This window comes from Leclercia sp. S52, from assembly GCF_039727615.1.
Lineage (GTDB): Bacteria > Pseudomonadota > Gammaproteobacteria > Enterobacterales > Enterobacteriaceae > Enterobacter > Enterobacter adecarboxylatus_B.
In genome coordinates this window covers 444,811-460,714 of the sequence record NZ_CP152474.1, presented here as the reverse complement: position 1 = coordinate 460,714, position 15,904 = coordinate 444,811, and the positions used below count along the sequence as shown (strand labels likewise).

Sequence of the window (15,904 nt, the reverse complement as noted above, 5' to 3'; positions counted from 1 at the left end):
TTACAGACATTTACGCTATACTAGCCGCTGAAATAACCGGCCTACCGCTTCGGACCGGTGTTCATAAACGCTACAACCCTGTATGACCAACTTCCCTCCGAGGATCTGGCGAGAAGCCGGATAAGATATGTTAAACAGTATTTTAGTAATACTTTGTCTGATAGCCGTCAGTGCATTTTTCTCAATTTCAGAAATTTCCCTGGCCGCGTCCCGTAAAATTAAACTTAAACTTCTCGCCGATGATGGCGATATCAACGCTCAACGTGTGCTGAAAATGCAGGAAAACCCGGGGATGTTCTTCACCGTGGTGCAAATTGGCCTTAATGCAGTCGCCATCCTGGGCGGTATTGTCGGCGATGCCGCGTTCTCTCCCGTCTTTCATAGCGTTTTCTCACGGTACTTCTCCCCTGAACTCTCCGAGCAGCTGAGCTTTATCCTCTCCTTCTCGCTGGTAACCGGTCTGTTCATTCTGTTTGCCGATTTGACCCCGAAACGCATCGGTATGATTGCGCCCGAAGCCGTGGCTTTGCGCATCATCAACCCGATGCGCTTCTGTCTGTTCGTGTTCCGCCCGCTGGTGTGGTTCTTTAACGGCCTGGCGAACACCATTTTCCGCCTGTTCAAGCTGCCGATGGTGCGTAAAGACGACATCACCTCTGATGATGTTTACGCGGTGTTCGAAGCCGGGGCGCTGGCGGGGGTGCTGCGTAAGCAGGAGCATGAGCTGATCGAGAACGTGTTTGAGCTGGAGTCGCGTACCGTACCGTCGTCAATGACCGGCCGCGAGAACGTGATCTGGTTCGATCTGCACGAAGACGAGCAGAGCCTGAAGAACAAGGTGGCGGAACATCCGCACTCCAAGTTCCTGGTCTGTAATGAAGATATCGACCACATCATCGGCTATGTGGACTCCAAAGACCTGCTGAACCGCGTGCTGGCGAACCAGAGCCTGGCCCTGAACAGCGGCGTGCAGATCCGCAATACGCTGATCGTGCCGGACACCCTGACGCTCTCCGAAGCGCTGGAAAGTTTCAAAACCGCCGGAGAAGACTTCGCGGTGATCATGAACGAATACGCGCTGGTGGTGGGGATCATCACCCTCAATGACGTGATGACCACGCTGATGGGCGATCTGGTGGGCCAGGGTCTGGAAGAGCAGATTGTGGCGCGCGATGAGAACTCATGGCTGGTGGACGGCGGCACGCCGATTGACGACGTGATGCGCGTGCTGGATATCGACGAGTTCCCACAGTCCGGCAACTACGAGACCATCGGCGGCTTTATGATGTTTATGCTGCGTAAGATCCCGAAACGCACCGACTCGGTGAAGTTCTCGGGCTACAAGTTCGAAGTGGTGGATATCGACAACTACCGCATCGACCAGCTGCTGGTGACGCGCATCGACAACAAACCGACCGTGCTGGTGCCGAAACTGCCGGATGCCGAAGAGAACGTCTCGGCCTAAGCCAGAAACATCAACGGCTCCCTCGGGAGCCGTTTTTTTTACTGCATAGCACGTTGGTTAAGCCATCTCAGTTTGCAGACGCATAACCTGACGGTTGACTTCGGACATCACAGAAAAGTGCTGTTTATCCTTCACTTTTGGGACAAGGATTTTGCCCTTATCAAATTCAAAAGCGCCAACATCCTTGATATACAACCGTCCACGGAACAGGATTTTTACGTATTTCGCCACCTGAAGCGGATTGTAGCGTTGGAAAATTTTCATTCTATTATCTCCTGCGAATCATACGCTCTTGCGGCGCCACAATCGGGCCGACTCTCTGGAGCGCAAATTTATTGCCCAATGACTATAGTCCAGAAAAACTGCGATACCCAGTCTGCATAAGTTTATTTACCTTTTGATGACAAATAATCAGAATATTCTTTGCAATCGTAACTTTCGGGCAGTATAAGCCTTCGTTTTTGTGCAGATATGTGCGTTCCCCCTCACTCTGGCACCGGGATTGCGGGTAAAGCGCCGCGATCGCACTTATGATTAAAACGTATGACCAAGTGGTCGGATCACCTGCCAAAAAAATAAGGAAACACCATGACCCTACGTAACATCCTGGCAACTGCCTGCCTGTTGCTGCCACTGATGGCTTCTGCACATAATTTCGAGAAGGGACAACGTGTGCCGCCGGTGGGCATTGCCGACCGGGGAGAATTGATCCTCGACAATAATGAGTTTAGCTACAAAAAATGGAATAGCGCGCAGCTCCCAGGCAAAGTGCGAGTTGTGCTACATATTGCCGGCCGCTCGTCGGCAAAAGAGAAAAACGCAACCTTGATTGAAGCGATCAAGTCGGCACATTTACCAAAAGATAGCTACCAGACCACCACCATCGTTAACACCGACGATGCGATCCCGGGCTCCGGCATGTTTGTGCGCAGCAGCCTGGAGAGCAATAAAAAGCTCTATCCGTGGTCGCAGATCGTGGTCGACAGTAACGGTACGGCACGCGGCGCGTGGCAGCTGGAAGAAGAGAGTTCAGCGGCGGCCGTACTGGATAAAGAGGGCCGCGTTCAGTGGGCGAAAGACGGGGCGCTGACCCAGGAAGAGGTGCAGCAGGTGATTGCCCTGCTGCATAAGCTGCTCGGTCAGTAAAGCGAGACCCGGAAGCCGGGATTAAGGAATGATTCACGCGGGGTATAGTCGAGCGGCTTGCCCTGCCAGTCGTGAACATGCGCACCCGCGGCGGCGGCAACGGCGTGACCTGCCGCCGTATCCCAGACGTTGGTTGGCCCGAAGCGGGGATAGAGCTGCGCCTGCCCTTCTGCCACCAGGCAGAATTTCAGCGAGGAGCCAATCGACGTCGTCTGATGCTCACCCAGCTGATGCAGATACTCCTGCAGTTCATTATCCGCATGCGAGCGGCTGATCACCACCAGCGGCGGCCGGGCGTCACGCACCTGAATCTGCTTACGCACGCCGCACTCCTCTTTCCACGCTTTGCCGTCGGCGGCGCTGTACATCACCTTCAACACCGGGGCATAGACCACACCCAGCACCGCTTTGCCTTTCTCAATCAGGGCAATATTGACGGTGAACTCACCATTACGTTTGATGAACTCCTTGGTGCCGTCCAGGGGATCAACCAGCCAGTAACGCTGCCAGTGCTGGCGTTCATCCCAGGGCTGAGGATCTTCTTCTGACAGCACAGGAATATCGGGCGTCAGCGCCTGCAAGCCCTGGAGGATCACCCCGTGCGCCGCAAGATCGGCGGCGGTCACCGGTGAGTCATCGATTTTTTGGATCACGTCCATCGGGATCTTGCCATCATAGACCTGCATGATGGCATCGCCCGCATCCCGTGCGAGCTGACAAATTTTATCTAACATTCTCCACCTCTTTGTTAACACAGTGGGTTTAACTCTTTGTTTTATTTATATCGCATTGTGAATAAATCCGCTATCTGTGAAGCAATTCCGGTTTCAGGGCACTTTTTTTCTGGCAGGATTCACAATTCTGTAAGCAAAAAAATATAGATACATATTCTTTTGTGGCCTGGTTCAAAAAAAGGACTCCTCTGATGATTAAGTTTAGCGCAACGCTCCTGGCGACGCTGATTGCCGCGAGCGTACAGGCGGCGACGGTCGATCTCCGCATTCTGGAAACTACCGACCTGCACAGCAATATGATGGACTTCGACTACTACAAAGATGCGCCGACGGAAAAGTTTGGCCTGGTGCGCACCGCCAGCCTGATTAATGCCGCCCGTAGCGAAGTGAAAAACAGCGTGCTGGTCGATAACGGGGACTTAATTCAGGGTAGTCCGCTTGGGGATTACATGGCGGCGAAAGGTCTGAAAAAGGGCGATATCCACCCGGTTTACAAGGCGCTGAACACCCTCGATTACGCGGTGGGCAACCTCGGTAACCACGAGTTTAACTACGGCCTGGATTATCTGCACATGGCGCTGTCCGGGGCCAAATTCCCGTACGTTAACGCCAATATCATCGACGTTAAGACCAATAAGCCGCTTTTTACCCCTTATCTGATCAAAGAGACCACCGTGACCGATCAGGACGGCAAATCGCAGACCCTGAAGATTGGCTATATCGGCTTTGTACCGCCGCAGATCATGACCTGGGATAAGGCCAACCTGAGCGGCAAAGTGACGGTCAACGACATTACCGAAACCGCCCGCAAGTATGTGCCGGAGATGCGCGAGAAAGGCGCCGACCTGGTGGTGGTGGTGGCCCACTCCGGTCTCTCTGCCGATCCGTATCAGGCGATGGCGGAAAACTCGGTCTACTACCTCAGCGAAGTGAAAGGCGTCGACGCTATTCTCTTTGGACACGCCCACGCGGTATTCCCGGGCAAAGATTTCGCCAGCATCAAAGGGGCGGACATTGCCAAAGGGACGCTGAACGGCGTGCCGGCGGTGATGCCGGGCATGTGGGGCGATCACCTCGGGGTGGTGGATCTGGTGCTGAATAATGACGGCGGCAAATGGCAGGTGACCGAGTCGAAGGCCGAAGCACGGCCGATTTACGATCTGGCGGCCAAAAAAGCGCTGGTCGGAGAGGATAAAAAGATCGTCGAGGTGCTGAAGCACGATCACGACGCCACCCGCGAGTTTGTCAGCAAACCGATCGGCAAGTCTTCCGACAACATGTACAGCTACCTGTCGCTGGTGCAGGACGATCCCACCGTGCAGGTGGTGAACCTGGCGCAGAAAGCCTACGTGGAGCGCTATATTCAGGGCGATCCGGACCTGGCGAAACTGCCGGTACTCTCCGCCGCCGCGCCGTTTAAGGTGGGCGGACGCAAGAACGATCCGGCCAGCTATGTCGAAGTAGAGAAAGGCCAGCTGACCTTCCGCAACGCCGCCGACCTCTATCTCTATCCGAACACCCTGGTGGTGGTCAAAGCCACCGGTCAGGAGGTGAAGGAGTGGCTTGAGTGCTCGGCCGGACAGTTCAACCAGATCGATGTCAACAGCACTAAACCGCAGTCGCTGATTAACTGGGACGGGTTCCGCACCTATAACTTCGACGTGATCGACGGCGTGGAGTACCAGATTGATGTCTCTCTGCCAGCGAAATATGACGGCGAGTGCCAGGTGGTGAATGCCCAGGCGGAGCGTATCAAGAATCTGACCTTCAACGGCAAGCCGATTGATCCAAAAGCGACCTTCCTGGTGGCAACCAATAACTACCGCGCCTACGGCGGCAAGTTTGCCGGGACCGGCGACAGCCATATCGCCTTCGCCTCACCGGACGAGAACCGCTCGGTGCTGGCAGCGTGGATCGGAGAGCAGTCGAAAAAAGCAGGCGAAATCCACCCGGCAGCGGATAACAACTGGCGTCTGGCGCCGATCCACAGCGACGTGAAGCTCGATGTGCGCTTTGAGACGGCACCATCCGAGAAAGCGGCGGCGTTTATCAAAGAGAAAGCGCAGTATCCGATGCAGCAGGTCGCCACCGATGAGATCGGATTCGCGATTTATCAGGTGGATTTAGGCAAATAGCAGCAGGTGCGGTTTTTGTAGGCCGGGTAAGGCGCAGCCGCCACCCGGCAATCAGACCGCGCAGTGCCCGGCGGCGCTTCGCTTGCCGGGCCTACAAAACCGTCAGCCAGGCAATCACGCCGCACAAGGTAAAAGCAAAACGGCAACGCACGTTGTCGTTTTTAGTGTTTGTACCCTCTCCCTGTGAGAGAGGGCCAGGGTGAGGGCATCAGGCAGCACGTTCCACGCGGTTACTCATCACCTGCGGTAAATTCAGCTCGATCCAGTCGGCCAGCGCCGCCACCTTTTCGCTCACCTCTTCCCCCAGCGGCGTCAGACTGTACTCCACGTGCGGCGGCACCACCGGATACGACACGCGATTGATAAAACCATCCTGCTCCAGCGCCTGCAGCGACTGGGCCAGCATCTTCTCGCTTACCCCGCCCATCTTGCGCCGCAGATCGCTAAAGCGATGCGTCCCCTGACGCAACGCCACCAGGATCAGCACGCCCCAGCGGCTGGTCACATGCTTGAGCACATCCCGGGAAGGACACTGCTCGGCAAAGAGATTGCCGTCGCGCATTTGCTCGCTGAGGGTTGGATTGGTCATTTGATACTTACCTTTTTGTACGTACTTACTAAAAGTTAGTTTGAGTGATAGTGTGCCACAACATTCACACGAGACGAAGGATATTCATCATGATCGCGATTACCGGCGCTACCGGCCAGCTTGGCCAACTCGTTATTGAACAGCTCCTGAAAACCGTTCCGGCCAGCCAGCTGGTCGCCATTGTGCGTAACCCGGCGAAGGCCGACGCGCTGAGCCAGCAGGGCGTGGCCGTCCGTCAGGCCGATTACACCGACCAGGCCGCCTTCACCGCCGCGCTCGCGGGCGTGGATAAACTGCTGCTGATCTCCTCCAGCGAAGTGGGCCAGCGCGCGCCGCAGCATCAGAACGTGATTAACGCGGCGAAGGCGGCGGGGGTGAAATTTATCGCCTACACCAGCCTGCTGCATGCCGACACCTCACCGCTGGGGCTGCACGTGGAGCACGTCGCCACCGAAAAAGCGCTGGCAGAATCCGGCATTCCTTACGCCCTGCTGCGTAACGGCTGGTATACCGAAAACTACCTCGCCAGCGCCCCGCCGGCTCTGGAGCACGGGGTGTTCATCGGCTCTGCGAGTGAAGGCAAGATCGCCTCTGCGACTCGCGCCGACTATGCCGCCGCCGCGGCCCGCGTTATCAGCGAAGAGGGTCATGCCGGGAAAGTGTATGAGCTGGCGGGCGACCAGGCGTGGACCTTAAGCGAGCTGGCTGCCGAACTGAGCCGCCAGAGCGGGAAAAACGTGGCCTACCAGAACCTGAGCGAAGCTGATTTTGCCGCCGCGCTGAAGGGCGTGGGCTTACCGGCGGGTCTGGCCGATATGCTGGCCGACTCCGACGTGGGGGCCTCGAAGGGCGGTCTGTTTGATGACAGCCGTACCCTGAGCGCGCTGCTGGGTCGCCCGACGACCTCCCTGGCCGAGAGCGTGAAGGGTATCCTGTAATTGTTAAAAGCTGGTTAATTATTGTGGCATCCCTCCGGGTCATCTCTGATAATGAAATCTGACCCGCGAGGAGGCTCACCGTGCAAGGCGTACCCGAACAGTTCTTCGATGAGAGAGATAGCGCGCGCTTTCGCCATCTGGCGCAGGTGCCGGGCGTGGAGCTGTATCACGCCCATATCTCACGCTACGCCTTTGAGCCGCATACACACGAGGCCTTCGGGATCGGTGCCATTGAAGCCGGTGCCGAACGCTTTCGCTATCGCGGGACGCAGTACGTCGCCCCCGTCCATTCCGTGGTCACCATGAATCCCGACGAGCTGCATACCGGCGAGGCCGAAACCGCCGACGGCTGGCGTTACCGGATGATCTACCTCGAGCCGGATCTGCTGGAAGAGGTCACAGGTATTCGCCACTGGTGGTTCAGCGACGTGACCCGGCACGATCCGCGACGTTCGCAGCAGATCTGTCAGCTGATCTACGGCCTGTGGCACACCGACGATCCGCTGGCGCAAAAAGGCCTGCTGCTGGATCTGATTGATACCTTCCAGCCGCTGGCGCGCCATGCCCCGGTGCGGCACGAAGGGGCGCATCGCTTCGAGCGCGTGCGCGACTATCTGCATGACAACTATATGCACTCCCTGACCCTCGACGAGCTGGCGCAGGTGGTGTCGCTCAGCCCATACCATTTCCAGCGCCAGTTCAAAGCCCATTTTCACGTCACGCCCCATCAGATGCTGATGGCGATCCGCCTGTGGCGCGCCAAAGCTTTTCTCACTCAGGGGCTGCCTGCGGCTGAAGTGGCCGCCGCGACGGGCCTGACCGATCAGTCGCATCTGACCCGGGCGTTTACGCGTCGGTATGGCATTACCCCCGTGCGCTACCAGAAACAGGTCGCGAAGCGCTAATGCGCAATCTCATACAATACGTCCCCCTTTTGCCTTTCTACACTGCCAGCAGGTTCAGCAAAGATGGATAGAAAAATGGTTAGCGGCGTGTTGTATGCCCTGCTTGCAGGGTTAATGTGGGGGCTGATTTTTGTCGGCCCGTTGATTGTGCCGGAGTACCCGGCGGCATTGCAGTCGATGGGGCGCTATCTGGCGCTGGGGCTGATCGCCCTGCCGATCGCCTGGCTCGGAAGGGGGCGGTTACGCCAGCTGAAACGACAGGACTGGCTGACCGCGCTGGCGCTGACCATGATGGGCAACCTCATCTATTACATCTGCCTGGCGAGCGCCATTCAGCGTACCGGGGCCCCCGTCTCAACGATGATCATCGGCACGCTGCCGGTGGTGATCCCGGTGTTCGCCAATCTGCTCTACAGCCAGCGCGACGGCAAGCTGGCGTGGTCGAAGATGGTGCCCGGCCTGGTGGCGATTGCGCTGGGGCTGGCCTGCGTCAACATTGCCGAGCTGCGGCACGGCGTGGCCGGGGGCAGCGGCTGGCGCTATGTCTCGGGGATCCTGCTGGCGTCGGTATCGGTGGTCTGCTGGGCGTGGTATGCCCTGCGTAATGCCCGCTGGCTGCGGGAGAATCCGGACAAACATCCGATGATGTGGGCCACCGCCCAGGCGCTGGTGACGCTCCCGGTGTCGCTGCTGGGCTATCTCGCCGCCTGCGCCTGGCTGAACGTGCAGCAGCCGGACTTCGCCCTGCCGCTGGGGCCGCGGCCCTGGGTGTTCCTCGGGCTGATGGTGGCGATTGCTATTTGCTGCTCGTGGGTGGGTGCCCTGTGCTGGAACGTCGCCAGTCAGAAATTGCCGACGGTAGTCTTAGGGCCGCTGATCGTTTTCGAAACCCTGGCCGGGTTGCTGTATACCTTCCTGATGCGCCAGAGCCTGCCGCCGTTGTTAACCGGTACGGGGATTGTGTTGCTGGTGGTGGGAGTGGTGATTGCGGTGAGCGCGAAGCCGGAAAAACCGGCAGTAGTGCCGGTTTCGTAGTTCCGTAGGCCGGGTAAGGCGAAGCCGCCACCCGGCAGGTTTCGTAGGCCGGGTAAGCGTTAGCGCCACCCGGCAGGTTTTAGAAGGTTTCCCAGTTAGCGTCCGTCGTTGCCAGCACCGGTTTCGCTTTTGCGGTATAGGTTTTCACGGGTGCCGCTTTAGCTGCCTGGCCGTGAACAATCTTAAACACCGCCACCGCCTCGTTCAGACGCGCCGCCTGCTCTTCCAGCGCCGCCGCCGCCGCTGCAGACTCCTCAACCAGCGAGGCGTTCTGCTGGGTCACACGATCCATTTCGGCCACCGCCTGACCTACCTGGTCAATACCGCGGCTCTGCTCATCCGAGGCGGAAGCGATTTCGCCCATGATGTCAGTCACGCGGGTGACGGCGCTGACGATTTCCGCCATCGTCGCCCCGGCTTCATTCACCAGTGCGGAACCCGCACTGACGCGCGCGCCAGAGTCGTCAATCAGGCCTTTGATCTCTTTCGCGGCCTGGGCGCTGCGCTGGGCCAGAGTACGTACTTCCCCTGCCACCACCGCAAATCCGCGGCCCTGCTCGCCGGCACGCGCTGCTTCTACCGCCGCGTTCAGCGCCAGAATGTTGGTCTGGAAGGCAATGCCATCGATCACGTTGGTGATCTGGGCAATCTTGCTGGAGCTGGTGGCGATTTCGTCCATGGTGCGCACCACGCCTTCGACCACGTTGCCGCCTTTCTTCGCCGTAGAAGAAGCGTCCAGCGCCAGACGTGACGCCTGACGGGCGTTATCGGCGTTCTGCTTCACGGTCGCGGTTAACTGCTCCATGCTGGCCGCGGTCTCTTCCAGGGAGGCCGCCTGCTGCTCGGTACGGGAAGAGAGGTCGTTACTGCCTGCAGAGATTTCACCGGCGCCGGTGAAAATAGTATCCGCCCCATCACGCACCACGCCCACGGTGTTGGCCAGCGCCTTTTGCATCTCGTGAACGTTATGCGCCAGCAGCGCCATTTCATTCTGACCCTGGGCATCGATCGGCTGCGTCAGGTCGCCAGCGGCGATGGCGCGAATATGCGCAATCACCTCATGCAGCGGCTTCAGCAGCACGTTGCGCATGGCGATCCAGCTGGCGACAATCACCGCCACCACAATCACCATAATGGCCGACAGGATCCACAGGATACGCTGGTAGTCGTTCTCGTTATCGGTGATGCCCGCGCTGGTCAGTTTCGCCTGCGCTTCACGCCATTCGCGGTACACTGCCTGCATTGCCACCTGCTTCTTCTCGGCATTCTGCTTGAACATATCGTCCAGCTTGCCCTCGGCCAACAGCTCGTTCATTTTCGTCAGCGTGGAGTGGTAAGCGCGGTACTGCTCTTCCAGTCGATCGGCCAGCTTCTCATCCAGGCCCGGGGTTTCCGGCAGGGCATAATATTTGTCGTAATGCCCCTGGGCTTCGGTAAGCAGGGCTTTCCCGGCGGTGACCAGCTCGCCCAACTGCGTGCCGTTGATCTCGGTCGCCGTGCTGCTTTGCAGACGGAGCATGCCGCGGTTAAGGGTCACGCGTGCCTGGTTCAGGCTGATCCACGCGTCGGTAAACTCTGCCACGTTCTGGCTGGACAGCTGGGAAACAGTGAAATTGTCCTTATCATTGTTCAGGGCATTGATAAAAACCGTCGCGGCGATGATTTGCATCAGCCCGAGCACCAGCAGTACCGAGACTAACAGGGTGATTACTTTAATCCGTTTAAACATTCTTAACCTTATGTGCAGGACATTGTCTGTTGAGGACATATCGGCAAAGCAGGCGTGTTATTTAACGTTTCGTGGTCTAACCACCCTGTTTTTCGGAAATAATTAAATCCTTTCAGCAAGTTAAAACATAAGAAAGTTTTTAGAATCGCCCGCCTTTTTACCCTCTGCTCCTAAAGGGTTATATCCTCACCTTAAAGATGCATTTAAAATACATCTTATCAAATAACGATGAGGTAACGACCATGGCCTTCCGCGACCAACCTTTAGGCGAGCTGGCGCTCTCCATCCCACGCGCTTCTGCGCTGTTTCGTAAATACGATATGGATTACTGCTGTGGCGGTAAGCAAACCCTGGCGCGGGCGGCATCGCGTAAGGAACTGGATCTGGACCTCATCGAAGCTGAACTGGCGAAACTGGCTGAGCAGCCGCTGGAAAAAGACTGGCGCAGCGTGGCGCTGGGCGAAATCATCAATCACATCATCGTCCGTTACCATGACCGCCACCGCGAACAGCTGCCGGAACTGATCCTGCAGGCGACCAAGGTTGAGCGCGTTCATGCGGAGAAAGCCTCTGTCCCGCGCGGCCTCGCGAAGAACCTGACCATGCTGCACGAAGAGCTGTCCAGCCACATGATGAAAGAGGAGCAGATCCTGTTCCCCATGATTAAACAGGGGATGGGTAGCCAGGCGATGGGGCCCATCAGCGTGATGGAAAGCGAGCATGACGACGCCGGTGAACTGGTCGAGGTGATCAAGCACATCACCAATAACGTGACTCCGCCTGCGGATGCCTGCACCACCTGGCGCGCGATGTATAACGGGATTAACGAGATGATCGACGATCTGATGGAGCACATCAGCCTCGAGAATAACGTGCTGTTCCCACGGGCGCTGGCCGGGGAATAACAAAGGCGCTGCGGCCTGATGCCCTCACCCACAGGGAGAGGGGGGAACACATAAAAAACGGCAACCGAAGTTGCCGTTTTGCTTTTATCTTACGCCTGCCATTCTTTTCTTACCGATAAACAGCCAGCCCAGCCCCAGCGCGATAAACCACAGCGGCGTGACGATCAGCGCCTGACGGGTATCCTCTTCCAGCGTCAGCAGTACCAGCACAAACACGAAGAACGCCATGCAGACCCAGCACATCAGCTTGCCCAGCGGCATCTTGTAGATGGATTTTTCATGCAGGTGCGGACGCTGCTTGCGGTACACCAGGTACGAGCACAGGATGATGGTCCAGACGAACATGAACAGGATCGCCGACACCGTGGTGATCATGGTGAACGCGCCAATCACGCTTGGGTTCACATAGAGCATCACCACGCCGCCCAGCAGGCAGATACAGGAGAAGGTCAGCCCTTTTGCCGGTACCGCACGCTTTGACAGCTTGGCGAACGCGCTCGGCGCCACGCCTTCCTGCGCCAGACCGAACAGCATACGGCTGGTGGAGAACACGCCGCTGTTAGCCGACGAGGCCGCGGAGGTCAGCACCACGAAATTAATCAGGCTCGCCGCTGCCGGCAGACCCACCAGCACGAACAGCTCAACGAACGGGCTCTTGGTTGGGACAACGGAACTCCACGGCGTGACCGACATAATCACGATCAGCGCGAAGACGTAGAACATGATGATACGCACGGGAATCGAGTTAATCGCCCGCGGCAGAGACTTCTCAGGATCTTTGGTTTCAGCAGCTGTCGTACCTACCAGCTCAATCCCCACGAAGGCGAAGACCGCAATCTGGAAGCCGGCAAAGAATCCACTCAGCCCTTTCGGGAACCAGCCGCCGTCATTCCACAGATGGGAGAACGAGGCCTCAACGCCGCTCGGGGAGGTAAAGTGAGTCATGACCATCACCAGGCCGACCACAATCAGGCCGACAATGGCGACAATTTTGATCATCGCGAACCAGAACTCCATCTCACCGAACATTTTTACGGTGGCGAGGTTAAGGCTCAGCAGCAGGACAATCACCGCCAGCGAGGCAACCCAGTCCGACAGCCCCGGGAACCAGAACTGCGCATAGGCCGTAATGGCGACGACGTCAGCCATCCCGGTAACCACCCAGCAGAACCAGTAGGTCCAGCCGGTGAAGTAACCCGCCCACGGCCCGAGAAGGTCGGAGGCAAAGTCGCTGAAGGATTTATATTCGAGATTCGAGAGCAGCAGCTCTCCCATGGCTCGCATAACGAAAAAGAGCATAAAGCCGATGATCATATAGACAAAAATGATCGACGGACCGGCAAGACTAATGGTTTTGCCTGACCCCATAAACAGCCCGGTGCCGATAGCGCCGCCGATGGCGATAAGCTGAATATGACGGTTTGTGAGATTACGCCGTAGCGACTGTTCAGACGGTGCCTCTTCGTCGGCAACGACTTTTACCTGATCTACCATGTGATGTTTTCCTGTTGTTACTGCCTGTGTTGTTTAGGCTCTTCTGGCCCTTTATTACGTCGAAAAGCGACGGCCCGATTAAGGACTCATCGATATTAGGTAAGAATCGGCGGGATGAATACTATGATTTAAATATTATGTTAATAATATGTTGGAAGTGAGTGTCATATCACTTAAGCAACGCAAAACAGCTCACAAAAATACACTTACTGTGACCATTTGCAAGATAATCTGTTGATTAGCGCGTAACTATAGGTTTTTTAACTGAATTCCCCTCCCCCGTCGGGGAGAGGAAAGCGTGCGGAATTAGAGGATTTCCAGCAGCTCAACTTCGAAGACCAGGGTGCTGAATGGCGGAATGGACGCGCCAGCGCCGCGCTCGCCGTAGGCCAGGTTCTGAGGAATAGTCAGTTCCCACTTGGAGCCAACCGGCATCAGGGTCAGGGCTTCGATCCAGCCAGGGATCACGCCGTTTACCGGGAATTCAGCCGGTTCGCCGCGGGCTACGGAGCTGTCGAACACGGTGCCGTCGATCAGTTTACCGGTGTAGTGCACGCGAACGTGGTCGGTACGCGCCGGGATTGCGCCGTCACCCTGATTGATCACGCGGAACTGCAGGCCGGTTTCGGTGCTGTTCACGCCTTCACGCTCACGGTTCTCTTCGAGAAACTTCTCGCCTGCCGCTGCCATCTCTTCAAAACGCGCGCGACGCACGGAGTCAGCACGCTCGTGGATTTCGCGCAGCGCGCGGTGAACCACATCAACCGGAACCGCCGGGTGCTTACCTTCCAGCGCATCGGCGATACCCGCCACCAGCGCTTCCGGTAACAGACCCTGCAGACCTGATTCGCTCAGCTGCTGTCCTACCTGCAAACCAATACCGTAGCTTGCCTGCGCTTCGATTGTGTCAAAAGTCGGGGTGGTCATGGGATTTCCTTCCATCACATTTAAAGTAGCGGGCAGCATAACAGCCACCTTCCATCCGGTAAAACTTTGTCTTATGGAAAGATGACAAATTGCGATGAAACGGAAACAATAGAGACTATCTGGATTTTTCCCGAATGTGTGTCACGGAAGCCGGCTTTGCAATGTTCATCAGGCAGTTAGCAAACTATACTTCTCGGGACAGGAAAAAAGACGCGGAGCAGGAGGAGAGCCATGCCCGGGCCATTTGAATTAAAACCTACCCTGACGAAAATCTGGCATGCGCCAGACAACTTTCGCATCATGGACCCGCTGCCGCCCCTGCACCGCAGAGGTATTATCATCGGTGCGCTGATGGTGATTATTGGTATTCTGCTGCCAGGCGCTGATGACAGCACGACTGCGCCTGTCCGTCGGGATGCCGAACTGGATTTCCGCTCGCAGACCCAGCCGCAGCCAGACGCACAGCCGATGCAGACGCAGCTGGTCGCGCCGTCAAACGATCCGGGCCAGGTCGCCCCGGTCGAGCCGGAGCCGATTCAGGAGGAGCAACCGCAGGAGCAGGCCGCCGCGCCCGTGCAGTCGCAGCCGGTGCCAGGTATCGAACAGCAGTGGCGTTCCTACCGTGTGGAGCCGGGCAAAACGATGGCGCAGCTGTTCCGCGATCACAACCTGCCACCGACCGACGTCTATGCGATGGCGCAGGTTGAAGGCGCAGGCAAGCCGCTGAGCAACCTGCAAAACGGTCAGATGGTGCAGATCCGCCAGAATGCGAGCGGCGTGGTGACAGGGCTGACCATTGACAGCGGCAACGGCCAGCAGGTGCTGTTTACCCGTCAGTCTGACGGCAGCTTTATCCGCGCCAGATAGTAGGTTGCCCGGTAGCCTGATGCTTACCGGGCCTGTTTTCCACTTACTTTGTTGACCCACCAGATCCCCGAGCAGACCAGCACCAGCGCCACGGCATATTTGATCTCGAGGATATTCTCGCCGAGGAAAATGGCAGAGAGTACGGTGCCGGCCACCGGCACCAGGAAGTTGAATGGTGCAATCATGCTGACGCGGTTGTACTTCAGCAGCAGACTCCACAGCGCGAACGCCACCGAAGAGAGCAGGGTCAGATAACCGAGGATGGCCGCCGCTTTGACGCTGGGAACTGCCAGCGTACCGCCGGTGATATAGCCTCCCACTACCAGCATCACCCCACCTATCGCCAGCTGCCAGCCGGTCATGACCATCGGATCGACCGTCTGAGAGATGCGTTTGCCGTACAGCGTGGCGGCAGAGAGGATAAACGCCGCCAGCACCACAAATCCGTCGCCGTTCCAGACAAAGTGGAAGTCCTGCAGGCCGCTATTGAAGTTGACGATCATCACCCCGGCAAAACCGAGGATACAGCCGAGGGCTTTGTTGTAGCTGATTTTGTCGTTCTGATAGATGAAGTGCGCCAGCATGACGCTAAAGAAGGTGGCGGTCGCATTCATGATCGACCCTTTGGCGCCCGTGGTGTAAGCGAGACCGATATAAAAGAAGGTGTACTGGATAGCCGTCTGCGTCAGGCCGAGTACCGTCAGCTGCCCAAACTGCCGTGGGCTGAGCCGACCAATCGGCTTGCGCTGGGCAAGGGCTAACAGCAGCAACAGCAGACCGGCGAACACAAAGCGATAACCCGCAAAGACCACTTTTGACGAGATGTCGTTGGTGGCGATCTGAAAAAGTTCGTAGCCGCTTTTAATCGCGGGATAGGAGCTTCCCCAGAGCAAACAGCACAGCGTCGCGCTGGCGAAAACGATGTTTTTACGGGCAAAAATCGGCGTGGGCAGAACGGCGTCCATAGCTAATCTCGAAGATAAAATGGCGTTTCATTTTATTATCAGAGATCGCGACAGGAATAGCTACCATACA

General features: G+C 57.2%; 15 protein-coding genes. 8 read left to right on the top strand and 7 right to left on the bottom strand.

The features are described 5' to 3' along the window. The first annotated feature begins 127 nt into the window (after positions 1–127). On the top strand, positions 128–1,465 hold the full coding sequence (locus AAHB66_RS02155; RefSeq protein WP_333854781.1) for a hemolysin family protein: 1,338 nt from the start codon (positions 128–130) through the stop codon (positions 1,463–1,465). 57 nt (positions 1,466–1,522) lie between these two features. Here AAHB66_RS02155 and AAHB66_RS02150 read toward each other — a convergent pair whose 3' ends face one another. Next, positions 1,523–1,729 (bottom strand): DUF1107 domain-containing protein, encoded by a 207-nt coding sequence (locus AAHB66_RS02150; RefSeq protein WP_032616223.1) that lies wholly within the window; start codon positions 1,727–1,729, stop codon positions 1,523–1,525. Between the two features lie 324 nt (positions 1,730–2,053). Between AAHB66_RS02150 and AAHB66_RS02145 the strand changes: the two genes are divergently transcribed. Further along, entirely contained in the window at positions 2,054–2,611 is a 558-nt protein-coding gene (locus AAHB66_RS02145) for a YtfJ family protein (protein WP_285111022.1), read from the top strand. Here AAHB66_RS02145 and cysQ read toward each other — a convergent pair. Then, on the bottom strand, positions 2,605–3,345 hold the full coding sequence (cysQ, locus tag AAHB66_RS02140; RefSeq protein ID WP_106994073.1) for a 3'(2'),5'-bisphosphate nucleotidase CysQ: 741 nt from the start codon (positions 3,343–3,345) through the stop codon (positions 2,605–2,607). The two genes, AAHB66_RS02145 and cysQ, sit on opposite strands and share 7 nt — an antisense overlap. 191 nt (positions 3,346–3,536) lie before the next feature. Here cysQ and AAHB66_RS02135 point away from each other — a divergent pair, with 191 nt between their 5' ends. Continuing rightward, complete coding sequence (locus AAHB66_RS02135) at positions 3,537–5,480, top strand: bifunctional 2',3'-cyclic-nucleotide 2'-phosphodiesterase/3'-nucleotidase (RefSeq protein ID WP_347115054.1); 1,944 nt, start codon at positions 3,537–3,539, stop codon at positions 5,478–5,480. 208 nt (positions 5,481–5,688) lie between these two features. Here AAHB66_RS02135 and AAHB66_RS02130 read toward each other — a convergent pair whose 3' ends face one another. Further along, on the bottom strand, positions 5,689–6,069 hold the full coding sequence (locus AAHB66_RS02130; RefSeq protein ID WP_347115053.1) for a helix-turn-helix domain-containing protein: 381 nt from the start codon (positions 6,067–6,069) through the stop codon (positions 5,689–5,691). An 89-nt stretch (positions 6,070–6,158) separates the two neighbouring features. Between AAHB66_RS02130 and AAHB66_RS02125 the strand changes: the two genes are divergently transcribed. From AAHB66_RS02125 to AAHB66_RS02115, 3 genes are all read left to right on the top strand, one after another. Beyond that, positions 6,159–7,007 carry an SDR family oxidoreductase gene (locus AAHB66_RS02125; RefSeq protein WP_347115052.1) on the top strand — a complete coding sequence of 283 codons (849 nt, stop codon included), beginning with the start codon at positions 6,159–6,161 and terminating at the stop codon, positions 7,005–7,007. 80 nt (positions 7,008–7,087) lie between these two features. Beyond that, a complete protein-coding gene (locus AAHB66_RS02120) occupies positions 7,088–7,912 on the top strand; it encodes an AraC family transcriptional regulator (protein WP_347115050.1) in 825 nt (274 codons plus the stop codon). A gap of 75 nt (positions 7,913–7,987) precedes the next feature. Beyond that, positions 7,988–8,947, top strand: a complete 960-nt coding sequence (locus AAHB66_RS02115) for a DMT family transporter (protein WP_347116404.1) — start codon at positions 7,988–7,990, stop codon at positions 8,945–8,947. Positions 8,948–9,026: 79 nt separating this feature from the next. Here AAHB66_RS02115 and AAHB66_RS02110 read toward each other — a convergent pair whose 3' ends face one another. Then, entirely contained in the window at positions 9,027–10,676 is a 1,650-nt protein-coding gene (locus AAHB66_RS02110) for a methyl-accepting chemotaxis protein (protein ID WP_347115049.1), read from the bottom strand. Positions 10,677–10,918: 242 nt separating this feature from the next. Here AAHB66_RS02110 and ytfE point away from each other — a divergent pair, with 242 nt between their 5' ends. Then, positions 10,919–11,581, top strand: coding sequence for an iron-sulfur cluster repair protein YtfE (gene ytfE / locus AAHB66_RS02105; protein ID WP_106994067.1), 663 nt, complete (start codon positions 10,919–10,921; stop codon positions 11,579–11,581). Positions 11,582–11,665: 84 nt separating this feature from the next. On the opposite strand, the gene cycA is transcribed toward ytfE, so the two are convergent. Next, entirely contained in the window at positions 11,666–13,075 is a 1,410-nt protein-coding gene (gene cycA / locus AAHB66_RS02100) for a D-serine/D-alanine/glycine transporter (RefSeq protein WP_142487979.1), read from the bottom strand. 306 nt (positions 13,076–13,381) lie between these two features. Next, on the bottom strand, positions 13,382–14,002 hold the full coding sequence (gene fklB, locus AAHB66_RS02095; protein ID WP_032616205.1) for an FKBP-type peptidyl-prolyl cis-trans isomerase: 621 nt from the start codon (positions 14,000–14,002) through the stop codon (positions 13,382–13,384). 231 nt (positions 14,003–14,233) lie between these two features. Between fklB and AAHB66_RS02090 the strand changes: the two genes are divergently transcribed. Then, entirely contained in the window at positions 14,234–14,869 is a 636-nt protein-coding gene (locus AAHB66_RS02090; RefSeq protein WP_347115047.1) for an OapA family protein, read from the top strand. Between the two features lie 23 nt (positions 14,870–14,892). Here the strand turns inward: AAHB66_RS02090 and AAHB66_RS02085 are convergent, their stop codons facing one another. Further along, the gene (locus AAHB66_RS02085; protein WP_347115046.1) at positions 14,893–15,834 is read right to left on the bottom strand and encodes a DMT family transporter; all 942 of its coding nucleotides are present in this window, start codon (positions 15,832–15,834) and stop codon (positions 14,893–14,895) included. Positions 15,835–15,904 lie beyond the last annotated feature (70 nt).

Bases quoted from the DNA above. Each gene is read 5' to 3' on its own strand.
- AAHB66_RS02150 (WP_032616223.1), bottom strand. From the start codon at position 1,729: ATGAAAATTTTCCAACGCTACAATCCGCTTCAGGTGGCGAAATACGTA.
- AAHB66_RS02130 (WP_347115053.1), bottom strand. From the start codon at position 6,069: ATGACCAATCCAACCCTCAGCGAGCAAATGCGCGACGGCAATCTCTTT.
- cysQ (WP_106994073.1), bottom strand. From the start codon at position 3,345: ATGTTAGATAAAATTTGTCAGCTCGCACGGGATGCGGGCGATGCCATC.
- cycA (WP_142487979.1), bottom strand. From the start codon at position 13,075: ATGGTAGATCAGGTAAAAGTCGTTGCCGACGAAGAGGCACCGTCTGAA.
- AAHB66_RS02110 (WP_347115049.1), bottom strand. From the start codon at position 10,676: ATGTTTAAACGGATTAAAGTAATCACCCTGTTAGTCTCGGTACTGCTG.
- AAHB66_RS02085 (WP_347115046.1), bottom strand. From the start codon at position 15,834: ATGGACGCCGTTCTGCCCACGCCGATTTTTGCCCGTAAAAACATCGTT.
- AAHB66_RS02155 (WP_333854781.1), top strand. From the start codon at position 128: ATGTTAAACAGTATTTTAGTAATACTTTGTCTGATAGCCGTCAGTGCA.
- AAHB66_RS02090 (WP_347115047.1), top strand. From the start codon at position 14,234: ATGCCCGGGCCATTTGAATTAAAACCTACCCTGACGAAAATCTGGCAT.
- AAHB66_RS02125 (WP_347115052.1), top strand. From the start codon at position 6,159: ATGATCGCGATTACCGGCGCTACCGGCCAGCTTGGCCAACTCGTTATT.
- AAHB66_RS02135 (WP_347115054.1), top strand. From the start codon at position 3,537: ATGATTAAGTTTAGCGCAACGCTCCTGGCGACGCTGATTGCCGCGAGC.
- AAHB66_RS02145 (WP_285111022.1), top strand. From the start codon at position 2,054: ATGACCCTACGTAACATCCTGGCAACTGCCTGCCTGTTGCTGCCACTG.
- fklB (WP_032616205.1), bottom strand. From the start codon at position 14,002: ATGACCACCCCGACTTTTGACACAATCGAAGCGCAGGCAAGCTACGGT.
- AAHB66_RS02115 (WP_347116404.1), top strand. From the start codon at position 7,988: ATGGTTAGCGGCGTGTTGTATGCCCTGCTTGCAGGGTTAATGTGGGGG.
- ytfE (WP_106994067.1), top strand. From the start codon at position 10,919: ATGGCCTTCCGCGACCAACCTTTAGGCGAGCTGGCGCTCTCCATCCCA.